General features: G+C 64.2%; 24 protein-coding genes. 16 read left to right on the top strand and 8 right to left on the bottom strand.

Features of this window, described 5'->3' with window-relative positions; all coding sequences use genetic code 11:
* Positions 1-2: 2 nt before the first annotated feature.
* Entirely contained in the window at positions 3-866 is an 864-nt protein-coding gene (locus C4K27_RS08115) for a PHP domain-containing protein (RefSeq protein ID WP_007930079.1), read from the bottom strand.
* An 87-nt stretch (positions 867-953) separates the two neighbouring features.
* Here C4K27_RS08115 and C4K27_RS08110 point away from each other — a divergent pair, with 87 nt between their 5' ends.
* From C4K27_RS08110 to C4K27_RS08085, 6 genes are all read left to right on the top strand, one after another.
* Positions 954-1550, top strand: a complete 597-nt coding sequence (locus C4K27_RS08110) for a septation protein A (RefSeq protein ID WP_053260088.1) — start codon at positions 954-956, stop codon at positions 1548-1550.
* A gap of 1 nt (position 1551) precedes the next feature.
* Positions 1552-1851, top strand: a complete 300-nt coding sequence (locus C4K27_RS08105) for a YciI family protein (protein ID WP_053260087.1) — start codon at positions 1552-1554, stop codon at positions 1849-1851.
* Between the two features lie 110 nt (positions 1852-1961).
* Positions 1962-2372, top strand: coding sequence for an SH3 domain-containing protein (locus tag C4K27_RS08100; protein WP_007930076.1), 411 nt, complete (start codon positions 1962-1964; stop codon positions 2370-2372).
* Between the two features lie 7 nt (positions 2373-2379).
* Entirely contained in the window at positions 2380-3057 is a 678-nt protein-coding gene (locus tag C4K27_RS08095; RefSeq protein WP_007930075.1) for a response regulator transcription factor, read from the top strand.
* Between the two features lie 255 nt (positions 3058-3312).
* Entirely contained in the window at positions 3313-3750 is a 438-nt protein-coding gene (locus C4K27_RS08090; RefSeq protein WP_053260086.1) for a Spy/CpxP family protein refolding chaperone, read from the top strand.
* A 66-nt stretch (positions 3751-3816) separates the two neighbouring features.
* Complete coding sequence (locus C4K27_RS08085) at positions 3817-5157, top strand: sensor histidine kinase (protein ID WP_053260085.1); 1341 nt, start codon at positions 3817-3819, stop codon at positions 5155-5157.
* A gap of 69 nt (positions 5158-5226) precedes the next feature.
* Here the strand turns inward: C4K27_RS08085 and C4K27_RS08080 are convergent, their stop codons facing one another.
* On the bottom strand, positions 5227-5793 hold the full coding sequence (locus C4K27_RS08080) for a nitroreductase family protein (protein WP_007929740.1): 567 nt from the start codon (positions 5791-5793) through the stop codon (positions 5227-5229).
* Positions 5794-5913: 120 nt separating this feature from the next.
* On the opposite strand from C4K27_RS08080, the gene C4K27_RS08075 reads away from it, so the two are divergent.
* Positions 5914-7368, top strand: a complete 1455-nt coding sequence (locus tag C4K27_RS08075) for a TrkH family potassium uptake protein (protein WP_009042687.1) — start codon at positions 5914-5916, stop codon at positions 7366-7368.
* Here the strand turns inward: C4K27_RS08075 and C4K27_RS08070 are convergent.
* A complete protein-coding gene (locus C4K27_RS08070; RefSeq protein ID WP_053260084.1) occupies positions 7325-8386 on the bottom strand; it encodes an AraC family transcriptional regulator in 1062 nt (353 codons plus the stop codon). The genes C4K27_RS08075 and C4K27_RS08070 overlap by 44 nt on opposite strands.
* Before the next feature lie 162 nt (positions 8387-8548).
* Here C4K27_RS08070 and C4K27_RS08065 point away from each other — a divergent pair, with 162 nt between their 5' ends.
* On the top strand, positions 8549-8860 hold the full coding sequence (locus C4K27_RS08065; RefSeq protein WP_025805147.1) for an Mpo1-like protein: 312 nt from the start codon (positions 8549-8551) through the stop codon (positions 8858-8860).
* Between the two features lie 98 nt (positions 8861-8958).
* Positions 8959-9549 (top strand): HD domain-containing protein, encoded by a 591-nt coding sequence (locus C4K27_RS08060; RefSeq protein WP_053260083.1) that lies wholly within the window; start codon positions 8959-8961, stop codon positions 9547-9549.
* Positions 9550-9668: 119 nt separating this feature from the next.
* Here C4K27_RS08060 and C4K27_RS08055 read toward each other — a convergent pair whose 3' ends face one another.
* Positions 9669-10490, bottom strand: a complete 822-nt coding sequence (locus C4K27_RS08055) for a UDP-2,3-diacylglucosamine diphosphatase (RefSeq protein WP_009042684.1) — start codon at positions 10488-10490, stop codon at positions 9669-9671.
* 132 nt (positions 10491-10622) lie between these two features.
* Between C4K27_RS08055 and C4K27_RS08050 the strand changes: the two genes are divergently transcribed.
* Both C4K27_RS08050 and C4K27_RS08045 read left to right on the top strand, forming a co-directional pair.
* Positions 10623-11381 (top strand): helix-turn-helix transcriptional regulator, encoded by a 759-nt coding sequence (locus tag C4K27_RS08050; protein WP_053260082.1) that lies wholly within the window; start codon positions 10623-10625, stop codon positions 11379-11381.
* Between the two features lie 94 nt (positions 11382-11475).
* Positions 11476-12366, top strand: a complete 891-nt coding sequence (locus C4K27_RS08045; RefSeq protein WP_053260081.1) for a DMT family transporter — start codon at positions 11476-11478, stop codon at positions 12364-12366.
* Here C4K27_RS08045 and C4K27_RS08040 read toward each other — a convergent pair.
* Entirely contained in the window at positions 12360-12647 is a 288-nt protein-coding gene (locus C4K27_RS08040) for an Rdx family protein (protein WP_007929749.1), read from the bottom strand. The genes C4K27_RS08045 and C4K27_RS08040 overlap by 7 nt on opposite strands.
* Before the next feature lie 71 nt (positions 12648-12718).
* Between C4K27_RS08040 and C4K27_RS08035 the strand changes: the two genes are divergently transcribed.
* Positions 12719-14908 carry a patatin-like phospholipase family protein gene (locus C4K27_RS08035; RefSeq protein ID WP_053260080.1) on the top strand — a complete coding sequence of 730 codons (2190 nt, stop codon included), beginning with the start codon at positions 12719-12721 and terminating at the stop codon, positions 14906-14908.
* Here the strand turns inward: C4K27_RS08035 and C4K27_RS08030 are convergent.
* The 3 genes from C4K27_RS08030 to recQ form a co-directional block, all read right to left on the bottom strand.
* Positions 14881-16116 (bottom strand): type IV pilus assembly protein FimV, encoded by a 1236-nt coding sequence (locus tag C4K27_RS08030; protein ID WP_053260079.1) that lies wholly within the window; start codon positions 16114-16116, stop codon positions 14881-14883. The two genes, C4K27_RS08035 and C4K27_RS08030, sit on opposite strands and share 28 nt — an antisense overlap.
* 129 nt (positions 16117-16245) lie before the next feature.
* Positions 16246-16680: a MarR family transcriptional regulator gene (locus tag C4K27_RS08025; protein ID WP_007929752.1), complete on the bottom strand. Its 435-nt coding sequence runs from the start codon at positions 16678-16680 to the stop codon at positions 16246-16248.
* A 124-nt stretch (positions 16681-16804) separates the two neighbouring features.
* A complete protein-coding gene (gene recQ / locus C4K27_RS08020; RefSeq protein ID WP_007929753.1) occupies positions 16805-18931 on the bottom strand; it encodes a DNA helicase RecQ in 2127 nt (708 codons plus the stop codon).
* A gap of 274 nt (positions 18932-19205) precedes the next feature.
* On the opposite strand from recQ, the gene C4K27_RS08015 reads away from it, so the two are divergent.
* The 4 genes from C4K27_RS08015 to lapD all read left to right on the top strand — a co-directional run bounded on the left by C4K27_RS08015 (position 19206) and on the right by lapD (position 22974).
* The gene (locus tag C4K27_RS08015) at positions 19206-19793 is read left to right on the top strand and encodes a UPF0149 family protein (RefSeq protein ID WP_007929756.1); all 588 of its coding nucleotides are present in this window, start codon (positions 19206-19208) and stop codon (positions 19791-19793) included.
* A gap of 10 nt (positions 19794-19803) precedes the next feature.
* On the top strand, positions 19804-20199 hold the full coding sequence (locus C4K27_RS08010) for a YbaN family protein (protein WP_007929758.1): 396 nt from the start codon (positions 19804-19806) through the stop codon (positions 20197-20199).
* 108 nt (positions 20200-20307) lie between these two features.
* Positions 20308-21015 (top strand): transglutaminase-like cysteine peptidase, encoded by a 708-nt coding sequence (locus C4K27_RS08005; RefSeq protein ID WP_053260078.1) that lies wholly within the window; start codon positions 20308-20310, stop codon positions 21013-21015.
* Positions 21016-21033: 18 nt separating this feature from the next.
* A complete protein-coding gene (lapD, locus tag C4K27_RS08000) occupies positions 21034-22974 on the top strand; it encodes a cyclic di-GMP receptor LapD (RefSeq protein ID WP_053260077.1) in 1941 nt (646 codons plus the stop codon).
* Positions 22975-23011: the final 37 nt, after the last annotated feature.

Raw genomic sequence — 23011 nt, 5'->3', positions numbered from 1 at the left:
GTTCAGACGGCGGCAATAATTGGGTCATGTTTGAACCGACACCAGAGCGGCGGCAGATCCTCCGGAACAGGGCGATACTCGCCTATCTCGGACCAGCCTCCAGGGCCATGAAAATCACTGCCGGCGCTCACCAGCAGACCGAACTCCCGAGCAAGGATGGCCAGGCTGCCCACCTGCTCGGCGGGTTGATGGCCGTTGACCACCTCGATCGCGTGGCCACCTGCTTGAATATAGTCGGCAATCAGGCGGCGACGTTTGCTGCGGGTGAAATCGTAATGCCAGGGATGCGCCAGGCTGACCCAGGCCCCCGCCGCGCGCAACGTCTCGACGGTTTCCTCGAGGGTCGGCCAGTGCTGCTTGACGTCGCCCAGCTTGCCAGCCCCCAGCCATTTGCGAAAAGCTTCGGCGCGGTCCTTCACGAAACCGGCGCGCACCAGGTAATCGGCGAAGTGCGGCCGGGCCGGCGCATTGCCGCTGTCGCCCAGTTCCTGCTGGATCGCCCGGGCCCCTTCGAGGGCGCCCGGCATGCCTTTGAGCGCCAGCTTGCGGCTTATTTCTTCGGACCGCAGCCAGCGACCGTCGTGCAATTTGCCGATGGCTTCGACCAATGACGGCGCATTGACGTCGAAGCCGTAGCCCAGCACATGAATGGTCGCCCCACCCCAGGTGCAGGACAATTCGACGCCATTGACCAGTTGCATGCCCAGTTCATGGGCCGCCAGGCGCGCCTCGTCGAGGCCTTCCAGGGTGTCATGATCGGTCAGGGCCAGGACTCGCACGCCTTTCTCGAACGCACGCGCAACCAGAGCCGCGGGCGCCAGGGCGCCATCGGAGGCCGTGCTGTGGCAGTGCAAATCAACATTCACGGGACTGTTCAACCTCAAGTCAGCTGGCGCTTTCGCTACCATGGATGTTTGTTATTATGCCGCCACATCCTGCTTCTGGCTGCCACTGTGAAACAATTCATCGACTTCATCCCGCTGTTCCTGTTTTTCATCGTCTACAAAATCGATCCCCGAGTCGTCGACATTGCCGGTCAACAACTGACCGTAGGCGGTATCTACAGCGCCACGGCGGTGTTGATCATCAGTTCCCTGGTGGTCTACGGCGCGCTGTTCATCTCCCAGCGCAAGCTGGAGAAAAGCCAGTGGCTGACCCTGGTCGCCTGCCTGGTGTTCGGCAGCCTGACCCTGGCCTTCCACAGCGAGACCTTCCTCAAGTGGAAAGCGCCGGTGGTCAACTGGCTGTTCGCCCTGGCCTTTATCGGCAGCCATTTCATCGGCGACCGCCTGCTGATCAAGCGCATCATGGGCCACGCGCTGAGCCTGCCGGATCCGGTCTGGACCCGCCTGAACATCGCCTGGATCGCCTTCTTCCTGTTCTGCGGCGCCGCCAACCTGTTCGTCGCCTTCACCTTCCAGAGCATCTGGGTCGACTTCAAGGTCTTCGGCAGCCTGGGCATGACCGTGCTGTTCCTGGTCGGCCAGGGCATCTACCTGTCGCGCCATCTTCACGACACCGAACCCACCACGTCGAAAACCGAGGACTGACATGCTTTACGCAATCATTGCTACAGACGTCGCCAACTCCCTGGAAAACCGCCTGGCCGCGCGCCCGGCGCATCTGGAGCGGTTGCAGCAGCTCAAGGCCGAAGGTCGCGTGGTACTGGCCGGGCCACACCCTGCCGTCGACAGCAATGATCCTGGCGCCGCGGGTTTCACCGGCAGCCTGATCGTCGCCGAATTCGACTCGCTGAGCGCCGCCCAGGCCTGGGCCGACGCCGACCCTTACGTCGCCGCCGGTGTCTATGCCAACGTCGTGGTCAAGCCGTTCAAGCAAGTCCTGCCGTAAATCCTCTCCCCCGCGGTGAACCTTATCGGTTCATCGCGCTCTCAATCGCTCATTATTCTCGTTTGACTGCCGACAACCTGCCCAACACTCGATTGGAATCAGGAGTTGCGATGCGCCAAGGTCTGTTGTGCCTGTTGTTGGTCATGTTAACGATCGGGGCGAGTGCCTCCGCCGAAGAAACCACGGACCCTGGGCACTCGACGCCTTTGTCCCTGAGTGCCGGCAGCCAGATCAACGAATTGCAGCAGCGCCTCAAAGACAGCGAGCGCCAGCGTGAAGAGCTGACCCGGCAATTGCAGGGAGCCGACAGCGAGCGCGAAAGCGCCCAGCTGAGCCGCCTGCGCCAGGAGAATCAGCGCCTCAAGCTGCAACTGCGCGAAGTCCAGGCCAGTTCCGTGCCGCGCCTGCTGACCGATCAGCAACAGTGGTTCGTCACCGGCGCCGGGGTAGCGCTATTGGCCCTGCTCTGCGGTATCTTCGCCAGTGGTGGACATAGAAAGCGTCGACAATGGCTAAATTGAGTGATTCATGAGCGACCTGTTACTGATTGACGATGACCAGGAGCTCTGCGAGCTCCTGACCAGCTGGCTGGGCCAGGAGGGTTTTCAGGTACGGGCCTGCCACGATGGCCTGAGCGCCCGTCGCGCCCTGGCCGATCACGCCCCGGCGGCGGTGGTGCTGGACGTGATGCTGCCCGACGGCAGCGGCCTGGAACTGCTCAAGCAACTGCGCAGCGACCACCCGGACTTGCCGGTGCTGATGCTCTCGGCCCGCGGCGAGCCCCTGGACCGCATCCTCGGCCTGGAGCTGGGCGCCGACGACTACCTGGCCAAACCCTGCGATCCGCGTGAACTGACCGCCCGCCTGCGCGCTGTGCTGCGCCGCAGCCACCCGACCGCGGTGTCCAGCCAGATGGAGCTGGGCGACCTGTGTTTCAGCCCGGTGCGCGGCGTGGTCAGCATCGACGAACAGGACATCACCCTCACCGTTTCCGAAAGCCGCCTGCTGGAAGCCTTGCTCAAGCAACCGGGCGAACCGCTGGACAAGCAGGAACTGGCGCAGATCGCCCTGGGCCGCAAGTTGACCCTGTACGACCGCAGCCTGGACATGCACGTCAGCAACCTGCGCAAGAAGATCGGCCCGCACCCCGACGGCCGCCCGCGCATCGTCGCCCTGCGCAGCCGCGGCTACTACTACAGCCTCTGACTCTGAACTGATCCCTGGTCCTGCAGCCGCTGCCGCAGGCTGCGATAGGGCGCCGCCGTCCTGCATTCGCAAGATCCCCGCGAGCGTACCGGTCGTTCGCCGCCTCGCGGGCTCGGCAGCGGCTACAGGGGTTATGTCAGTTTCGCCAAAAAACGTCTTTACCCAAGCTTTACCCTTCGCTGACCGCCGCTGACCTTGCTCTGCGTAATCTGCACACATCCGGAACTGACCGGGAATGAGACAAGGAGATACACCATGCGCAAGACCCTGATCGCTCTGATGTTCGCCGCCGCCCTGCCGACCGTGGCCATGGCCATGCCGGAAGGCGCAGGCCCCATGGGGCCGATGGATGGCCCGCGCCACAGCGAACACATGCGGGGCAAAGGCCCTTACAGCCAGCTGGACCTGAGCCACGAACAGCGCCAGCAGATCCGCAATCTGATGGGTGAGCAGATGCACGAGCGCAAGCAGCTGGTGCAGAAGTACCTGGAAAAACTGTCGCCGGCCGACCAGAAAGCCATGAAGGACGAGATCGCCGCCAAGCGCCAGAAAACCGAAGCCGATATCCGCGCCCTGCTCAAGCCGGAACAGCAGAAAGAGTTTGACGCCATCCAGAAGAAACACGCCGAGCGCCGCGCCGAATGGGCTGAGTTCAAGGCCTGGAAAGCGCAACAGCCGCAAAAAGCGCAATAATGCTTTAGCGCTTATCCCACAGCCCAGTGGCGCTCCCACTGGGCTTTCCTTGTTTGAGGACTTCCCGTGCGTTCATTGTTCTGGCGCATCCTCGCCAGCTTCTGGCTGGCCATCACCCTGGTTGCAGGGCTGTCGATTCTGCTTGGCCACATGCTGAACCAGGATGCCTGGATCCTCAGTCGCCATCCGGGCCTCAATACCCTGGCCGAAGAGTGGACGCGCACCTACGAAGAACAAGGCGAAGACGCCGCCCAGGAGATCCTGGAGCAGCGCAAGCACCAGTATCACGTCAACGTGCAAGTGCTCAACGACGCCGGCGACCCGGTGGTCCGTGGCACCTTCCCACGCCGCGCGGCCGCCTTGGAGGCCCGGCAGAACAACGATGACCGGCGCCTGCCCTGGCGGCGCCTGACCGCCGAATACACCAGCCCGAAAACCGGCGAGACCTACCTGCTGATCTACCGCATCCCCCATCCGGAACTGGACGCCTGGCACCGCGACAGCCTGCTGTGGCCGCTGAGTGCCCTGACCATCGCGCTGGTGGTGCTGACCCTGTTCAGCCTGCTGGTGACCCTGTCCATCACCCGCCCCCTCAGCCGTTTACGCGGTGCGGTGCATGACCTGGGACAGGCCACCTACCAACAGAACAGCCTGGCCCGCCTGGCCGCCCGCCGCGACGAGTTCGGCGTACTGGCCAAGGACTTCAACCGCATGGGCTCGCGCCTGCAAAGCCTGATCGGCAGCCAGCGCCAACTGCTGCGCGACGTCTCCCACGAGCTGCGCTCGCCGCTGGCGCGCCTGCGCATCGCCCTGGCGCTGGCCGAGCGCGCCACGGTCGAGGAGCGCGAGCGCCTGTGGCCGCGCCTGACCCGCGAGTGTGATCGCCTGGAAGCGCTGATCAGCGAAATCCTGGTGCTGGCCCGGGTCGATGCCGACAACGCCAGCGCCGAAGAGGTGGACCTCAACGCCCTGCTCGATAACCTGCAGAAGGATGCCCAACTGGCCTGCCCGGAACAGCCAGTGAACATCCAGGCCGAATCGCAACTCAGCCTCAAGGGCTGGCCGACCATGATCGAGCGGGCGGTGGACAATCTGCTGCGCAATGCCCAGCGCTTCAACCCGGCCGGACAGCCGATCGAAGTACAGGCATTGCGTCAGGGGGACAGGATCGTGCTCAGCGTCCGCGATCACGGCCCCGGTGTGAAGGCCGAACATTTGCGCCAGCTGGGGGAACCCTTTTACCGCGCCCCGGGCCAGACCGCGCCGGGTCACGGGCTGGGCCTGGCCATCGCCCGACGCGCCGCGGAACGCCATGGCGGCAGCCTGAACCTGGACAATCATCCGCAGGGTGGTTTTATCGCCAGCCTGGAGTTGCCGTTGGTGCCAGGCGTTACTGCCCAGGCCTGAAAAGCTTCGCGGGCAAGTCGGAGCGAGGCTTGCCCGCGATTGGCTATCCGCTACACCGCGACTCTAGGATCAGGCCTTGCCCGACCAGGCGCTGACGAACTCCGCCGTATCCACCTTGGGCGCGACCCGTGGCTCGTTCAGCGGCGTGCCCAGGTACAGGAAGGCGATGATTTCTTCACCTTCGCCCAGGCCAAGGCCCTTGGCGACATGGGGCGAATAGGACAGCTCGCCGGTACGCCACACCGCACCGATACCCTGGGCATAGGCCGCCAGCAGGATGCCATGGGCGGCACAGCCGGCCGCCAGCCGTTGCTCCGACTTCGGCACCTTGACGTGTTCCTGCAGGCGAGCCACCACAACCACCACCAACGGCGCGCGCAATGGCATGGCACGGGCCTTGTCCAGGGCCGCCTGGGTCACTTCGCCCCCCTGCAATTGCACCGCTTCCACCAGCAGCTCGCCCAACTGCTCGCGGGCCGCGCCTTCCACCGTCAGAAAGCGCCACGGCCGCAACTGGCCATGATCCGGGGCGCGCAATGCCGCCGCGAACAGCGCTTCGCGTTGCGCCGCCGTCGGCGCCGGGTCCACCAGACGCGGTACGGAAACACGGTTGAGCAATGCGTCGAGAGCCTCCATCGGCCACCTCCTGAAAAAAATGTCCGGCCATTCTACCGGGAAGTGCCTTCCGGGTGCCGGTTTACATGCTCTGCGCCGCAGGTAGAATGGCGCCCTCCTTATCAGCCCCGAGCGGACCTCATGGCGTTGCCGACCCTACGGATCATTGGTTTCATCATCGGCATTTTCCTGATCACCCTGGCCATCGCCATGGTCATTCCGATGGCGACGCTGGTGCTGTTCGAACGCACCGGCGACCTGCCGTCGTTCCTCTGGGCCAGCATGATCACCTTCGTCGCCGGCCTGGCCCTGGTGATACCGGGGCGCCCGGAACATGTGCACCTGCGTCCGCGGGACATGTACCTGCTGACGGTGTCCAGCTGGCTGGTGGTGTGCATCTTCGCCGCCCTGCCGTTTTTGCTGACCCAGCACATCAGCTACACCGACTCGTTCTTTGAAAGCATGTCCGGCATCACCGCCACCGGCGCCACCGTGCTCAGCGGCCTGGACAACATGTCGCCGGGCATCCTGATGTGGCGTTCCCTGCTGCACTGGCTCGGCGGCATCGGCTTCATCGGCATGGCGGTGGCGATCCTGCCGCTGCTGCGCATCGGTGGCATGCGCCTGTTCCAGACCGAATCCTCGGACCGCTCGGAAAAGGTCATGCCGCGCTCGCACATGGTGGCGCGGCTGATCGTGGCGGCCTATGTCGGCATCACCATTCTCGGCAGCCTGGCCTTCTGGTGGGCCGGGATGAGCCTGTTCGACGCGATCAACCATGCGATGTCGGCGATTTCCACCGGCGGCTTCTCCACGTCCGACAGCTCGCTGGCGCACTGGCCGCAACCGGCGGTGCACTGGGTGGCGGTGGTGGTGATGATCCTCGGCAGCCTGCCGTTCACCCTGTACGTCGCCACCCTGCGCGGCAACCGCCGGGCGCTGATCAAGGACCAGCAGGTCCAGGGCCTGCTCGGGATGCTGCTGGTGACCTGGCTGGTGCTCGGCACCTGGTACTGGTGGACCACCCAGCTGCATTGGCTGGAAGCCCTGCGTCACGTTGCGCTGAACGTCACCTCGGTGGTCACCACCACCGGTTTCGCCCTGGGCGACTACAGCCTGTGGGGCAACTTCTCGCTGATGCTGTTCTTTTACCTGGGCTTCGTCGGCGGCTGTTCCGGCTCGACCGCCGGCGGGATCAAGATCTTCCGCTTCCAGGTCGCCTATATCCTGCTCAAGGCCAACTTGAACCAGCTGATCCACCCGCGCGCGGTGATCAAGCAGAAGTACAACGGTCACCGTCTCGACGAGGAAATCGTCCGTTCGATCCTGACCTTCTCGTTCTTCTTCGCCATCACCATCTGTGTGATCGCCCTGGCGCTGTCGCTGCTGGGTGTGGACTGGATGACCGCCCTGACCGGCGCGGCCAGTACGGTGTCGGGGGTCGGCCCGGGCCTGGGCGAAACCATCGGCCCGGCCGGCAACTTCGCCACCCTGCCGGACGCCGCCAAGTGGATTCTGTCCCTGGGCATGCTGCTCGGCCGGTTGGAAATCATCACCGTATTCGTGCTGTGTATTCCGGCATTCTGGCGTCACTGACAGCGGCCCCGGACTCCTGCAATCGCGCCCGGTATTCGCCGGGCGTGGCATCGAACCAGCGGCGGAAAGCGCGGAAAAAATTGCTCGGGTCGGCAAACCCCAACAGATAGGCAATCTCCAGCAGGGTCATGCTCGGCTGCGCCAGGTACTGCTCGGCCAGCTCACGCCGGGTGTCGTCGAGCAGGGTCTGGAAACTGGTGCCCTCCTCCTGCAGACGCCGTTGCAGGGTGCGCTGGGACAGGTGCAGGGTCTGGGCCACGGCTTCGCGCTTCGGCTCGCCCTGGGGCAACAACCGGCACAGCGCCTGGCGCGCCTTGTGCGTCACCCGACTTTCGGAGAAGCGCGCCAGGTACTCACCGGCGAAGCGGTCATGCAGCCGCGCCATGGCTTCATTGGCGGTCGGCAACGGCGCCTCCATATCGGCCCGCTCGAAAATCAATCCATCGTAAGGCGCGTTGAACACCAGCGGCGCATGAAACGCCTGCTTGTAGGGCTCCAGATCGACCGGCACCGCCCCCTGCATCAGGACCTGGCGCGGCTGCAGCGTACGCCCGGTCAGCCAGCCACACAGCGCCAGCGCACAGGCCAGCGAAGCCTCGGCACTTTGCCGGGTCGGCGGCAGATGATCGCCGTGCACCGTCAGAATCAGCGCATAACCTTCAGGTAAAAGTCGGAAACTCAGATCAGCACTTTCCGCGATGATCCGCTGATAGCGCACCAAACGCTGGAAACCCTCGGCCAGGGTACGACTGGACATCAGGGCATACCCGGCCACGTTGAAGGAGGCCGGTCGCACCACCTTGCCCATGTTCAGGCCGATCGCCGGGTTGCCGGACTGCTCCACCGCACGCTGCCAGAGACGCGTCATCGAGTCCTGGGGGAAGCGTGCGTCCGGGTCGTCCAGCGCGGCATAGTCGAGCCCGACCAGCTTGAACAATGCACGGCAATCCAGGCCGTCCATCTCCAGAGCTTTGACAATTCCCATCGCCCAGCTTGCAGAAGTCGTTCGTTCGCTCATGGTGGGTTCTTTTACATGATGAGCCGCATGCCACGGCCGATTTCCCAAGGATACTAAAGTGGCGCCTATTGTCACTGGCCCCAGCCATTGATGACTCTAGACTCAAATAAGCTCCCCGCAGAGCATCCCGCTGGCAGAACAACAACCACAGAGATCGCAGTCGTGGATAACATCAAGCAATTCAATAGCTTCGCCGAGTTCTATCCGTATTACCTGAGCGAACACAGCAACAGCACTTGCCGCCGCCTGCACTTCGTGGGCACGACCCTGGTGATCTTCATCCTCGCCTTCGCCATCGGCAAAGGCGCCTGGCTATTGCTGCTGGCCCTGCCGGTGGCCGGCTACAGCTTCGCCTGGGTCGGTCATTTCTTCTTCGAGAAAAACCGCCCAGCCACCTTCCAGCATCCGCTCTACAGCCTTGTGGGCGATTTCGTCATGTACCGCGACATGCTGACCGGCAAGGTGCCGTTCTAGGCCTGGCCGGACAGCAAGCCGTCCTGCACAGCCAGTGCAGGATTGGATCCAGGGCATAGACTCCCATCGTTGCACAAAAAACAACAAGAGGATGGCCGATGAACGCTCACGCCCGTTTCACCCACATGAAGGATGGCACCCAGGAAGACTGGGCGATCATCGCCGCGGACTTCAGTGCCTACGCCAAGCAGTTGCCGGCGCGCATCGTGGCGCACCTGAAGTTGCTCGAGGGCGATTTTGGCGGCTTCCCGGTGGACCGCCTGACCCACTCGCTGCAAACCGCCAGCCGGGCCTGGCATGACGGCCGCGACGAGGAATACGTGGTCTGTGCCCTGCTCCACGACATCGGCGACACCCTGGGTTCCTACAATCACCCGGACATCGCCGCGGCGATCCTCAAGCCCTTCGTCAGCCCCGAGAACCTGTGGATGGTGGAGAAGCACGGGATCTTCCAGGGCTACTACTTCTTCCATCACCTGGGCATGGACCGGCACCTGCGCGAACAATTCAAGGACCACCCGCTGTATCTGCAGACCGCCGAGTTCTGTGCCAAGTACGACGCCGCGGCGTTCGATCCAGACTACGACAGCCTGCCCCTGAGCTTTTTCGAACCCATGCTCGAACGCCTGTTCGCCCAGCCGAAAAGCTCGATCTACAAGGCGGCCATAAAGGAACACGCACCGGCCTGAGGCCTGCTGCGCAAGCTATCGCGGGCAAGTCGGATCGCCGCCGCTCGCTCCTACAGGGTACGCGGCATCTGTAGGAGCGAGGCTTGCCCGCGATAACGTCAGATCAGGCGACCAAAGCCTCAAGCCAGCTCCGCGACCTTGGCCAGTTCGGCCTTGCGCTGCGCCTCCCGCGCCTGGGCATCGGCCAGGCGATACAGCTCGATGGTGCCGTCCCAATGCTCGATCAGGGCGGTGCACGACTCGACCCAATCCCCGCAGTTGAGGTAGTCCACCTCGCCGACCTTGCGGATCTCGGCATGGTGAATGTGCCCGCACACCACGCCGTGCAACTCGCGCTTCACGCATTCGTGAGCGATGGCTTCCTCGAAGTCGCTGATAAAGCTGACCGCGGTCTTGACCTTGTGCTTGAGGTAGGCCGACAACGACCAGTAACCGTAGCCGTAGCGCGCCCGCCAGTGATTCAGCCAGCGATTGAGGGTCAGGGTGAACTCGTAGGCCGAGTCGCCGAGAAAGGCCAGCCAGCGATGGTAGCGGGTGATGACATCGAACTGGTCGCCATGGATCACCAGCAGGTGCCGGCCGTCGGCTGTGACGTGCACCGCCTCGTCCACCAACTGGATATTGCCCAGGATCAGCTTCGAATAACGGCGCAGGAATTCGTCGTGGTTGCCGGTGACATAGATCACCTCGGTGCCGCGCTTGCTCATGGTCAGCAGGCGGCGGATGACGTTGGTGTGTGCCTGGGGCCAGTACATGCCGCCGCGCAGCTTCCAGCCGTCGATGATGTCGCCGACCAGGTAGATCCGGTCGGCGTGATAGCCCTTGAGGAACTGCGACAGATGCTCCGCCTGGCAGTCCCGGGTGCCCAGATGCACATCGGAAATCCACAGGGTGCGCACGCGTTGTTTACGGCTGGGTCTGGCGAGTTCGGCACTGGTCATGGGCACGCTCCTGCATTTTCTGCGAGCTTGCGCCCCAGCGATTAATCGCCTGTGACAGAAATACGGCAGTCCGATGACAACGCTGAAGCCCGGGCCGCCGGTGTAGACTGCCGTTCTGCCAAGGAGACTGCGATGAGACCGATCCTCACGCTACGCCAATACAGCCACGACCTGATCGTCCACAGCCACGAACACGCGCAACTGGTGTTCGGCCTGTCGGGCCAGCTCGACTTCGAGGTCGACGGCCAGGGCAGCCAGGTGGTCCAGCAGAGCTTCGTGGTGGTGCCTTCCGGCGCCCATCATGCCTGCGGCAGCCCCAACGGCAGTCGCTGCCTGGTGCTCGACGTGCCCGACGAACATTGGCTGCTGCAGTCGCTGGGCGATCACGCCGATGCCAGTCGCCGCCTGCTCGACAACCCTGGGCGCCTGCCCCTGGATACGGCGCAGAGCCAGCTGGTCAACTGGCTCGCCGGCAGCCCGGTCAACGACCCGCTGATTGCCCAGCAAGGCGCCGTGCTGTTGCTGGCCAGCCTCAACCAGGCCAGCCCCGCCAGTGTCGGCGGCCGACGCCTGCCCTATGCGGCCTTGAATGCCCATATCGATAAACACGCCGCCCATCCGCTGCAAGTGGCCGACCTGGCGCAAATCGCCGGACTGTCCAGCGCTCGCCTGCATGCGCGGTTTGTCGCCGAATGCGGGCAGACGCCGATGGACTACATCCGCAGCCGGCGCCTGCACATGGCCGCCGGGCTGTTGCGCGATTCGGCACTGCCCATCGGCGAAATCGCCAGCCGCGTCGGCTACAGCTCCCAGAGCGCCTTCGCCGCCGCGGTGCTGCGCGAGTTCGGCGTCTCCCCCGGCAAGCTGCGGCGCGCGACAGGTCAGCGCTAGGCTGTCGACAAAAAACGCGAGGATCGCGACAGACCGGGTCCTGCCCAGGCTTTTAGACTGGCACCGCTCCGCTCAACCGTTTTGAAGGATTGAAATGACTCCGCGTACTGCCCTTGGCGCCCTGCATATCGGCGCATTGATGTTCGGCCTCACCGGTGTATTCGGCAAACTCGCCGCCGCTTCGCCGGCCATCATCGTCTTTGGTCGCGCGGCGTTCGCGGTGCTCGCCCTGGCGTTTTTCGCCCGCTGCGCCAGCAGCATCCGCTGGCAACGGCTGCAGGCCACGGACGGGTGGCGCCTGTTGCTCAGCGGCCTGCTGCTGGCCGGGCACTGGGTGAGTTTCTTCATCGCGGTGAAAGTCGCCGGCGTGGCCATCGCCACCCTGGGCTTCGCCAGCTTCCCGGCCTTCACGGTGATCCTTGAGGGGCTGATCTTTCGTGAGCGGATCCGCCTCAACGAGATCGTCCTGGTGGCCCTGGTCAGCGTCGGCCTGGTGCTGGTCACGCCGGACTTCGACCTCGCCAGCGAAGCCACCAGCGGGCTGCTCTGGGCCGTGGGATCGGGTCTGCTGTTCGCCCTGCTGTCACTGAACAATCGCGCCAGTTCCGCGCGCATCCCGGCGGTGCAGGCGGCGCTGTGCCAGAACGTGGTGGTTGCCTTGTGCTTGCTGCCGGTGGCGGCCCCAGGGCTGAGCGAGGTCCGGGCCCTCGACTGGTTGTGGATCAGCCTGCTCGGCATCTTCTGCACCGGCCTGGCCCACAGTCTGTTCGTCGCCAGCCTCGCGGTGATCAAGGCCCGTACCGCGGCGGTGGTGTTCGCCCTGGAGCCGGTCTACGGGATCACCGTGGCCTGGCTGCTGTTCAACGAGACGCCGACGCTGCGCATGCTGATCGGCGGCGTCTTGATCATCCTCGCCATCGTGGTCTCCAGCAGCCTGTCCGGCTCAAGCAAAAAAGCGCCAGTGGCGGAAGTCGCGTCTCACTGAGTGCGGTCGTTGTGGCCGAGGTCGCGCTGCGGATCGATCTGGTCGCGCACCCGCTGCTTGAGCACCTTGGCTTCGGGAAAACCGCCATCGGCCTTGCGCTCCCAGATCTGTACGCCGTCGCAGGTAATGCGGAACGTGCCGCCGGTAGCCGGTTCCAGGGACACCTTGCCCAGGTCGTCGCTGAAGGTGCTCAGCAGTTCCTGGGCCAGCCAGGCGGCGCGCAGCAGCCACTGGCACTGGGTGCAATAGGTGATGACCACTTCGGGTTTACGTTCTGACATGGTGCTGCCGACTCCTGGGCTCAAGGGCGTCGTTATAATAGCCGCCTTTATCGCTCGCCCCGAGATCCATGATGCGTCGTTTGCTGTCCTGCCTGCTCCTGTGTTTGCTCCCCGTGTTCTTGCACGCCGCCGAAGCACCACGGCCGAAGATCGGCCTGGTGTTGTCCGGCGGCGCCGCCCGTGGCCTGGCGCATATCGGCGTGCTCAAGGCCCTGGAGGAGCAAGGCGTGAAGATCGATGCGATTGCCGGCACCAGCATGGGCGCGGTGATCGGCGGGCTGTACGCCTCGGGCTACAAGATCGACGAGCTGGAAAAACTGGCCCTGAGCATCGACTGGCAACAGGCGCTGTCCGACGCGCCCCCCCGGGAAGACATACCGTTTCGTCGCAAGCAGGATGACCGCGACTTCCTGGTGAAACAGAAACTCAGCTTCCGCGACGACGGCAGCCTCGGCCTGCCGCTGGGGGTCATCCAGGGCCAGAACCTGGCGCTGCTGCTGGAAAGCATGCTGGCCCACGCCAGCGATACCCGGGACTTCGACAAGCTGCCGATCCCCTTCCGCGCGGTCGCCACCGACATCGCCAGCGGCGAGAAAGTAGTGTTCCGCAAGGGCCACCTGCCCCGGGTGATTCGCGCCAGCATGTCGATCCCGGCGGTGTTCGCCCCGGTGGAAATGGATGGCCGGCTGCTGGTGGACGGTGGCATGACCGACAACATTCCGCTGGATGTGGCCCGCGACATGGGCGTGGACATCGCCATCGTGGTCGACATCGGCACCCCGTTGCGCTCGCGTCAGCAGTTGGCGACCGTGGTCGATGTGCTGAACCAGTCGATCACCCTGATGACCCGGCGCAACTCCGAGGAACAACTGGCGACCCTGCACAAGAATGACGTGCTGATCCAGCCGCCCTTGGCCAGCTTCGGGGTCACCGACTTCGGCCGCGCCCAGGAAATGATCGACGCCGGCTACCGCGCCACCCGCATCCTCGACGCCCGCCTGGCACCGCTGCGCCGGGCCGAACCGATGGATGCCGAACTCAGCGCCGCGCGCACGCCCAGCCAACGCACCCCGATCATCACTGCGATCCGGGTGGAAAACGATTCGAAGGTCAGCGACGACGTGATCCGTTACTACATCCGCCAGCACATCGGCGAGCCTCTGGACCTGGGCCGGCTGCAGACCGACATGGGCACGCTGTATGGCCTGGACTACTTCGAGCAGGTGCAATACCGCGTGGTCCACAAGGGCAATGACCACACCCTGGTGATCAACGCCCGGGGCAAACGCAGCGGCACCGACTACCTGCGCCTGGGGCTGAACCTGTCCGACGACATGCGCGGCGACAGCGCCTTCAACCTGGGCGCCAGCTACCGGGTCAACGGCATCAACAGCCTCGGCGCCGAATGGCTGACCCGGGTGCAGATCGGTGATCAGCAGGAGCTCTACAGCGAGTTCTATCAACCATTGGATGTCGGCTCGCGCTACTTCATCGCGCCTTACATCGGCATCGAGTCGCAGAACATCGAAGCCGTGCTGGATAACGACCCGATCGCCGAATACCGCCTGGAGCGCTACGGTTTCGGCCTCAATATCGGGCGCCAGATCGGTAACAGCGGCGAGATCCGCTTCGGTGTCGGCGAGGCCTGGGGCAAGGCCGATGTCCGCGTCGGCGACCAGGACCTGCCCAGCGAAAGCTTCAACGAGGGCTACTACGAACTGCGCTACTCGTTCGACTCCCTGGACAATGTCTACTTCCCCCACGCGGGCGAGGACATCGGCCTGTCGCTGCGCCAGTTCGAACCCAGCCTGGGCTCGGACAAGCGCTACCGGCAGTGGGAGTTCAAGCTGGACAAGGCCCTGAGCAGCGGCCCGAACACCTTTATCCTCGGCGGTCGGTATGGCCGGACCCTGGATGAGGCCGAAGTGGTGACCTCAAGCTTCGTGCTTGGCGGCGCCCGCCAGCTGTCGGGTTTCCGCCAGGATGCGCTCTCGGGCCAGAACGTCAGCCTGATGCGGGGCGTCTACTACCGGCGACTGACACCCCGCTCCTACCTGCCCCTGGACTTCCCGCTGTATATCGGCGGCTCCCTGGAGCGGGGGCGCGCCTGGAACAACGACAACGAGTTCGACAGTGGCTACATCAACGCCGCCAGCATCTTCCTTGGTTTCGACACGCCGCTGGGGCCGCTGAATTTCAGTTACGGCATCAACGACGACAACCAGAAAGCGGTCTACCTCAACTTGGGCCAGACGTTCTGAGGCTTGGCCTTCGACTCGGCTTCGGCCTGGGTGCCGGAGCCCGGTTCGTCTGGCTCCTCAAGGCGCCAGACGATCGAATCGGCATTGAATGGCGCCGGTGCTGCGGTAGGGGACGCCGGAGCGCTGGAGGGCTCGGAAGGTGCGATCAGGTCCCAGTCGACATCGATCGACGGCTCGCGATCAGCCAACCGATCTCCTGCCACGGGCTGTACCGGAGCGACAGGGGGCGTTGATCTGAACGACTCCTGGGCTGCCACCGTCGTCACAGCACTGGCCAGCGTTCGTGTGGGCCGACTCTCGGGGGCCATCTGTGCCTCCGGTACGGCGGCGGACTGACGACGGCGACGCACGACCAACACCACCAGCCAGGCCGTCAACAGCAAGGCAGCAAGCATCAGCCAGGGATTCGAGCCTTCATCAGTCTCCGGGGCCTGTTCGGCTGGCTGGGGTGGGCTGGCGGCGGTGGGTGTCGCGGCCCCGGGCGCCGGGGCAGGATGATCGGCAGGCTTGCTCCGGGCTTCGGCCAACTGACGTTGCAGCTCCACCAGCTGTTGCTGCTGGCGCGCCAGTTGTTCGTCCCGCTGCTGCAGTGTGTTGCGCAGCTCTTGGGCCTGGTCCTGCAATTGCTGGTTGGCCTGCAGGGCTTGCGCCAATTGTCCGGCCGCAGGATCGCTCACCTTGACCGCCGTAGATGGCGCCTGGGTGGCAATCGCCGGTTCGGGTTTTGCTACCTCCCTGAGCGGAACCGGCACTATCTCGGGGCTTCCCGGGGGATCGATCAGCAGCGTGTACTCGCGCAACTGCCGGCCATTGGCCTGGTTCACCTGCAGCAGGAAATCCAGGAACGGCTCGTTCACCGGCTTGCTCGACACCACCCGGATCACCCTGCGCTCGCCCTGCAGAACCTGGGTAAAACGCAAATCTTCGAGAAACGGCAAGCGCTCGATACCGGCCTGCTTGAACTCGCCGGCCGTCGCCAGGCTGACCGACAACTCGCCCTCCTCCAGGCCTTGCGCCTGCACCAGGGCGATCTCCGCCTCCAGCGGCTGGTTCAGCGCCGAATGCACGGTGATTTCACCCAGACCCACCGCCGAGGCCAGGGACGAATACAAGGCCGCCAGCACCGGCAGAAGAAACAAGGAACGATTCTTCGCCACCCAGGACGACCCGACGAAACCGCGCAGAGCGGCCAGCAGACTCTGGAACATGAGCACCCTTTTTGAGGACCGAAAGCGACCACAGCGGCGATACGCTGGCTGCGCATGCCGCTGTGGACCTGGTATTTCTTATAGTCCGCCGGTGTCGGTAGCTCAAAAATCCGCGGCGCTAGTTATGCCTCAAGACTTTTCCAGATTGGCCAGGATATGCGCATGAACCCGCATGCATACCCGCATATCCTCTTCATCGACACCGACGAACAATTCACTGCGCAGGGCTGTGGCGATGGTTTCGATCTGTTCGATCAAGGGCAGCGCCGGGGCGCACAGAACGATCTTCTTCGCCCGGCGATCCTCGACCACCGACTGCCGTTGCACCAAACCCTGGGTTTCCAGGCTGTCGAGCAGCCGCGCCAGGGTAGGTCCTTCGACGCCGACACTCTGGGCAAGTTCACGCTGGGTCGGGGCTTCATCGAAACGGGCGAGGTGCAGCAGCACCAGCCAGCGGGCCTGGGACAGGCCAAGTCCGGCCAGACGGCGATCCAGTTCGGCGCGCCAGCCTCGGGACATCTGCGCCAACTGCATGCCAAAACGGTGTTGATCGGTTAACGGCATAAACAACTCATGAGTTAGTAGACTGAAAATTAAGAAAAACTAATTATTAGTCAGCTAAGCATGACAGTTGCCGAGTGGCAAGGTTTGGCATGAACTGAATCGTTACATCTTGCCGCCGTGGGACTCACATCTCGAATTCCGATTCCAGCGCCGCACGCACGCAATACAGCACGCCTTCCGGCACGCGACCGGCAAACAGCTCGGCCACTTCGCTCACCGAGGGCAGCTCGCCTTCGCCATCGAGAAAGGCGTCCTGAATCTCGCCGAGCAGGTCTTCCGGCAGATCCAGCGCCTGTTCCAGAGACAACTGCTGCTTGCCCACGGCTTCGGCGAGCATCGTGTAAACGTTCTTTTCCGAGCACTGCAATTGCCCAGCGATCTGCAGTGGCGTCATGCCGGCGCGGGCCAGGGTAATCAGCTCGTGGCGGATATCGGCCACCACTTTCGGCGCCTCCACCTGGCCGCCCAACACTTCGAGGAATGCCTCGCCGTAGCGCTCCAGCTTGCGCGCGCCGACGCCGCTGACCCGGGCCATTTCCGCCAGGGAGCCGGGCTGGCTGCGGAGCATTTCCAGCAGGGTGGAATCGGGGAAAATGACATAGGGCGGCACGCCATGTTCTTCCGCCAGCTTGCGCCGCAAGGCGCGCAAGGCTTCCCACTGTTCGCGCTCTTCGCCACGTACCAGTTGGCTGGCCTGGCTGGTGCTGCTCTTGGCGGCGGTCTGCGGCTTTATGTCGCGGCGCAGCTCCAGGCTCACCTCGCCCTTGAGCAGCGGCCGGCAGCTGTCGCTCAGACGCAGGCCGCCGTAGCCTTCCAGATCGATGTCGGCCAGGCCGCGGGCCACCAGTTGGCGGAACAGCGAGCGCCATTCGCCTTCGCTGCGCGCCTTGCCCACGCCGAACACGGAAAGATGCTGATGGCCGAAGCTGCGGACCTTTTCCGTGTCCTTGCCCAGCAGCACGTCCACCAGGTGGCCGACGCCATACCGCTGGCCGGTGCGATAGATCGCCGACAGCGCCTGGCGCGCCGGCTCAGTGGCATCCCAGGTCTGCACGCCGTCGACGCAGTTGTCGCAATGGCCGCATGGCTGTGGCATGTCTTCGTCGAAATAGGCCAGCAGGGTCTGGCGCCGGCAGCGGGTTTCCTCGCACAGCGCCAGCATGGCATCGAGCTTGTGCTGCTCCAGGCGTTTGTGGCGTTCGTCGCCCTCGGAGTTCTGCAGCATCTGCTTGAGCATCAGCACGTCCTGCAGGCCGTAGGCCATCCAGGCATCGGCAGGCAGGCCGTCACGCCCGGCACGCCCGGTTTCCTGATAATAGGCCTCGAGGGACTTGGGCAGGTCCAGGTGCGCCACGAAGCGCACGTTGGGTTTGTCGATGCCCATGCCGAAAGCGATGGTCGCGACCATGATCAGCCCTTCCTCGTTGAGGAAACGCTTCTGGTGATAGGCCCGCAGCTCGCTGGGCAACCCGGCGTGATACGGCAGCGCCGGAAAGCCCTGCTCGCAGAGGAAGGCGGCAACCTCGTCGACCTTCTTGCGCGACAGGCAATAGACGATACCGGCGTCGCTGCGCCGTTCGCTGAGGAACGCCAGCAACTGCTTGCGCGGCTGCTCCTTGGGAACGATGCGATAGAAGATGTTCGGACGGTCGAAACTGGAGAGGAAACGCTCGGCATCCTGCAGGTGCAGGCGATTGACGATTTCCTCGCGGGTACGCTTGTCGGCGGTGGCGGTCAGGGCGATGCGCGGCACCTGGGGGAACATTTCCGCCAGCTGGCCCAGTTGCAGGTACTCCGGACGGAAATCATGCCCCCACTGGGACACGCAATGCGCCTCGTCGATGGCGAACAGGGCGATGTCGAGGTTCTGCAGGAACGCCAGCATCCGCGGCTGCACCAGGCGCTCCGGCGCCAGGTACAGCATCTTCACCTCGCCCCGCCGGATGCGCGCGGCCAGGTCGCGCTGCTGTTCGGCGCTCAGGGTGGAGTTCAACGCCGCCGCGGCGACCCCGAGTTCCTCCAGGGTCGCGACCTGATCGTCCATCAGCGCGATCAATGGCGAAACCACCACCGCCAGGCCTTCGCGCAGCAGGGCCGGGACCTGGAAGCACAATGACTTGCCGCCGCCGGTAGGCATCAGTACCAGGGCGTCGCCGCCACTGGCCACACGCTCAATGATCGCACCTTGGCGGCCACGGAAACTGTCGTAGCCGAAGATGTCCTTGAGGACGCGTTGAGCCTGTTCGAGCATGAAAAACTCCAAAAATCGCTGAAATCCCTGTGCGCAGGCTGGCCGAAAAGACCACGGTTTTCACTGACAAATCCGTTAGCGGACTTTTCCTGGACCGTCATGACGCCTGCCGGGCATCACAAAACGCGCAAGTATACCCGAGCACTTGCCGGCGAAGGGCGCCGACAATGGACCGCTGGTAACCTTTAGAAGCGCGCAAATCTGCGCTGCGGCTGGCCTGGGCGCTCAAGAAGGCCTAGAATTCAGCATCGTTTATTCCCAAGGTAGTCCTTCAATGTCCTTCGCTGAGCAATTAACCCGCCTGCAAGCCTTCCTCGACGCCGATGAGCTGCATGACGAGGCGCTGGACTATGTGGCCGCCCACGGCTACCTGACTGCGCTGTCCATCTGTTCCGAAAGCGTTCCCGACCGTGAGTGGATCGACGCCCTGTTCGCCGAGGAGCCGCACTACAGCGACGCCGCCCAGCGCGAAGAGATCGAGTCCACCCTGATCGCCCTCAAGGCCCACATCGCCCGCCAACTGGCCTCTGACGAAGAGTTCGAGCTGCCATGCGACCTCGACCTCGGCGACGAGCCGGACGACTCCGACCTGCGCGGCTGGTGCATCGGTTTCATGGAAGGCGTGTTCCTGCGCGAAGCGGCCTGGTTCGAAACCGCCGAGGAAGAAGTCAGCGAGATGCTTCTGCCGATCATGGTCGGCTCCGGTCTGTTCGACGAACAACCCGAGTTCTCCGACATCGCCAGCGATGCCAACCTGATGGACGACATGATCGTGCAGATCCCGGAAGCCCTGACCGCGCTGTACCTGCTGTGCAACGCGCCGGACGAAAAACCGGCCATTCTCAAGCCCCGTCACCACTGAGTCACCGCCTATGGCCAAGCCCATAGGCAACCGCCCCCTGATCCTGCGTTACGTTCTGCTGGCCATCGGCTGGCTGAGCGTAGTGCTGGGGGTGACCGGTATCTTCCTCCCGGTATTGCCCACTACCCCCTTCCTGCTACTGGCCGCCGCCTGCTTTGCCCGCAGTTCGCCGCGCTTCTATCGGTGGCTGGTGGAACATCCGCGGCTCGGCCCGTGGATCCGCGATTACCTGGACGGCCACGGTATCCCGCTCAAAGGCAAGGTCTACGCCATCGGCCTGATGTGGCTGAGCATCGGCCTGTCCTGCTACCTGGTGCCCCTGCCCTGGGCCCGCGGCTTCATGCTGACCAGCGCGGTGCTGGTGACGATCTACATCCTGCGCCAGAAGACCCTGCACAAGCCTTGAACCCGGCCCTGCGCGCCGCCTTCCTCCGTTCGTGGCAACCCGACCAGTTGCCCATGCTCGCGAAAAATACCGCCTAGACTTCAGAAACCTGCATTCGAGCAGCCCGCCATGCCCGCACGTTCGCGTCGCCCCGAATGGACACTGCTCCGGTTTCGGCTGGCCGGCTGGTCGCTGTTGCTGGTCTGTTTGTGGACCGACCCGGGCAATGTGCGGGCGAACTGGGAATTCGTTTCCGCCCTGAGCACCTTCGAGTACCGTCATCAGGTCCTGGGCCCGGCCCGGGAGCGTCTCGAGGCCTGGAACCAGTTATTGCAGGACCTGACCGGGCGAGCGGAATACGAACAACTGAATGCCATCAACCGCTTCTTCAACCAGCAACTGAGCTTCAAGGAGGACCAGCGCACCTGGCAGCAGAGCGATTATTGGGCCACGCCGATCGAGGCCCTGCTCAAGGGCGCCGGGGATTGCGAGGACTATGCACTGGCCAAGTATTTCAGCTTGCGCAGCCTGGGGGTCTCCAGCGACAAACTGCGCCTCACTTACGTCAAGGCCAGGCGCGGCAACCGGCCGCACATGGTCCTGGCCTATTACCCCAGCCCCGGCGCCGGACCGCTGATACTGGACAACCTCAGCAGCGACATTCGTTCCGCCGCCCAGCGCCAGGATCCGAACCCGGTATACGCCTTCAATGCCGAGGGGCTGTACCTGACCGGAGCGGCTGGCGACACGCGCAGCATCGACCCGAAAAAACTCTCGCGCTGGCAGGACGTCCTGAAAAAGATGCGGGACGAGGGCTTCACGGTGGGTAATGGCTGATCCGACAAGGAGTGCCGAATGTCGCTACTCAAGCAACTGTTCATCGCCATCTGCCTGTTCCTGCTGGTGGCCTTCAGCGGCAGTTTTTTTGTCAGCCTGGAAAGCTCCCGCGAGCAGATGCTCAACCAGCTGCGCTCCCACGCCCAGGATGCGGCCACCGCCCTGGGCCTGTCCCTGACCAGCCAGGTCGACGACCCGGCGATGATGGAACTGATGGTCAGTTCGGTCTTCGACAGCGGCTACTACAACAGCATCCGGGTGGTGAACATCGAAGACGAAAGCATTCTGCTGGAGCGTTCGGTGCCTGCCAGGATCGAGGGCGTACCCCAATGGTTCGTCAGGCTGGTGAGCCTGCGCCCGCAGGGTGGCGACGCTCTGGTCATGCGTGGCTGGGAACAGGTGGCGCGGGTGGAAGTGCTGAGCAACCCGCAGTTCGCCCTGGCCAGGCTCTGGGACAGCAGCGTCGGCAGCCTGCTCTGGCTGCTGGTGTGCGGCTTGCTCAGCGCGGTGTTCGGCGGCTGGCTACTGCGGCGCCAGTTGCGACCGCTGGACGCCATGGTCAGGCAGGCCGAAGCCATCAGCCACCGCGAGTTCCTCAGCCTGCCGACGGTGCCGCGCACGCCCGAGCTCAAGCGGGTGGTCCTGGCCATGAACCAGATGGTGGAAAAACTCAAAGCCCTGTTCGCCGAAGAGGCCGCGCGCAGCGAGAAACTGCGGGCCGAGTCCTATCAGGACAGCCTGACCGGCCTGGCCAACCGGCGCCTGCTGGACGAACAGCTCGGCGATCAGTTGCTGCTCAACGAGCAGAGTGGCGATGGTTATCTGCTGATGCTGCGGGTCAATGACCTCAGTGGCCTGAACCAGCGCCTGGGTGGCCAGCGCACGGACGCCCTGATCAAGAGCATCGGCGATCTGCTCAAACGCATCAGCGCCCAGGCCGACCGACGCCACTGGCTGGCGGCGCGCAATCGCGGCGGCGAATTCAGCCTGCTGACACCGAGCCTGGACAGCCGCGGCGCCGAGCGCCTGGCCATGGAAATCAGCGCCACCCTGGAGAACCTGCGCCTGACCGGGGCCAGCGACTGCACACCGGTGGCGCACCTGGGCATAGTCGCCTACCGGCCCGGCGACCCGCTAAGCGGCGTCTGGTTGCGCCTGGACCAGGCGCTGGCACAGGCCCAGCAGCACCCCGAGCGTCCCTGGGTATTGCTGCAGGAGTTCGCCGCCGGCCCCAGCCAGCCGCAGCATGACTGGCGCGCCTGGATCGACGACGCCCTGAGCAACGGCAAGTTGAAATTGTATTTCCAACCGGTGGTGCAGTGCGTCGACACCAGCGAAGTGCTGCATCACAAAGTGCTGGCGCGCTTGCTCGACCCGCAGGGCGAAGCCATTGCCGCCGGGCATTTCCTGCCGTGGATCGAGCGCCTGGGCTGGTCGTCGCGCTTCGACCTGGCCATGCTCGAACACACCCTGGATTATCTGCTCGAGCATGCCTGGCCGCTGGCCCTGAGCCTGTCTGGCAGCACCCTGCGCGACCCCGACGCGTTGCGGCGGATCCTCGACCAGCTCAAGGCCCTGCCCGACCTGGCCAAGTTACTGACCCTGGAAATCGACGAACGCCAACTGCCCTCCGCCAGCGAGCTGCAGCAATTGAGCCAGCGCCTGCGGGACAGCGGCTACCGGATCGGCCTGCAGCATTTCGGCGGCAACTTCAGCCAGATCGGCAACCTCGCCCACCTCGGCCTGGCCTACCTGAAAGTCGATGGCAGCTACATCCGCGACATCGACCGGCAAAGCGACAAACAGCTGTTCATCGAGGCGATATTTCGCGCCACCCACAGCATCGACCTGCCGCTGATCGCCGAACGGGTCGAAACCCAGGGCGAACTGGACACCCTCAAGGCCCTGGGCCTGTTCGGGGTCATGGGGCGGCTGATCGGCCCACCGGAACCGATGTAGCCCCTTCCCCGCACAGCCCCGGCGCCAACCTCAGTCG

Source organism: Pseudomonas chlororaphis subsp. chlororaphis (genome assembly GCF_003945765.1).
Classification (GTDB): Bacteria; Pseudomonadota; Gammaproteobacteria; order Pseudomonadales; family Pseudomonadaceae; genus Aquipseudomonas; species Aquipseudomonas chlororaphis.
The sequence above is the reverse complement of the archived record's forward strand: the minus strand, read 5'-3'. Positions and strand labels throughout refer to the sequence as shown.

Excerpts from the sequence above, each read along its gene's own strand:
- C4K27_RS08105 (WP_053260087.1), top strand. The coding sequence starts at position 1,552 with ATGCTTTACGCAATCATTGCTACAGACGTCGCCAACTCCCTGGAAAAC.
- C4K27_RS08100 (WP_007930076.1), top strand. The coding sequence starts at position 1,962 with ATGCGCCAAGGTCTGTTGTGCCTGTTGTTGGTCATGTTAACGATCGGG.
- C4K27_RS08095 (WP_007930075.1), top strand. The coding sequence starts at position 2,380 with ATGAGCGACCTGTTACTGATTGACGATGACCAGGAGCTCTGCGAGCTC.
- C4K27_RS08090 (WP_053260086.1), top strand. The coding sequence starts at position 3,313 with ATGCGCAAGACCCTGATCGCTCTGATGTTCGCCGCCGCCCTGCCGACC.
- C4K27_RS08080 (WP_007929740.1), bottom strand. The coding sequence starts at position 5,793 with ATGGAGGCTCTCGACGCATTGCTCAACCGTGTTTCCGTACCGCGTCTG.
- C4K27_RS08075 (WP_009042687.1), top strand. The coding sequence starts at position 5,914 with ATGGCGTTGCCGACCCTACGGATCATTGGTTTCATCATCGGCATTTTC.
- C4K27_RS08070 (WP_053260084.1), bottom strand. The coding sequence starts at position 8,386 with ATGAGCGAACGAACGACTTCTGCAAGCTGGGCGATGGGAATTGTCAAA.
- C4K27_RS08060 (WP_053260083.1), top strand. The coding sequence starts at position 8,959 with ATGAACGCTCACGCCCGTTTCACCCACATGAAGGATGGCACCCAGGAA.
- C4K27_RS08055 (WP_009042684.1), bottom strand. The coding sequence starts at position 10,490 with ATGACCAGTGCCGAACTCGCCAGACCCAGCCGTAAACAACGCGTGCGC.
- C4K27_RS08050 (WP_053260082.1), top strand. The coding sequence starts at position 10,623 with ATGAGACCGATCCTCACGCTACGCCAATACAGCCACGACCTGATCGTC.
- C4K27_RS08045 (WP_053260081.1), top strand. The coding sequence starts at position 11,476 with ATGACTCCGCGTACTGCCCTTGGCGCCCTGCATATCGGCGCATTGATG.
- C4K27_RS08040 (WP_007929749.1), bottom strand. The coding sequence starts at position 12,647 with ATGTCAGAACGTAAACCCGAAGTGGTCATCACCTATTGCACCCAGTGC.
- C4K27_RS08035 (WP_053260080.1), top strand. The coding sequence starts at position 12,719 with ATGCGTCGTTTGCTGTCCTGCCTGCTCCTGTGTTTGCTCCCCGTGTTC.
- C4K27_RS08030 (WP_053260079.1), bottom strand. The coding sequence starts at position 16,116 with ATGTTCCAGAGTCTGCTGGCCGCTCTGCGCGGTTTCGTCGGGTCGTCC.
- C4K27_RS08025 (WP_007929752.1), bottom strand. The coding sequence starts at position 16,680 with ATGCCGTTAACCGATCAACACCGTTTTGGCATGCAGTTGGCGCAGATG.
- recQ (WP_007929753.1), bottom strand. The coding sequence starts at position 18,931 with ATGCTCGAACAGGCTCAACGCGTCCTCAAGGACATCTTCGGCTACGAC.
- C4K27_RS08015 (WP_007929756.1), top strand. The coding sequence starts at position 19,206 with ATGTCCTTCGCTGAGCAATTAACCCGCCTGCAAGCCTTCCTCGACGCC.
- C4K27_RS08010 (WP_007929758.1), top strand. The coding sequence starts at position 19,804 with ATGGCCAAGCCCATAGGCAACCGCCCCCTGATCCTGCGTTACGTTCTG.
- C4K27_RS08005 (WP_053260078.1), top strand. The coding sequence starts at position 20,308 with ATGCCCGCACGTTCGCGTCGCCCCGAATGGACACTGCTCCGGTTTCGG.
- lapD (WP_053260077.1), top strand. The coding sequence starts at position 21,034 with ATGTCGCTACTCAAGCAACTGTTCATCGCCATCTGCCTGTTCCTGCTG.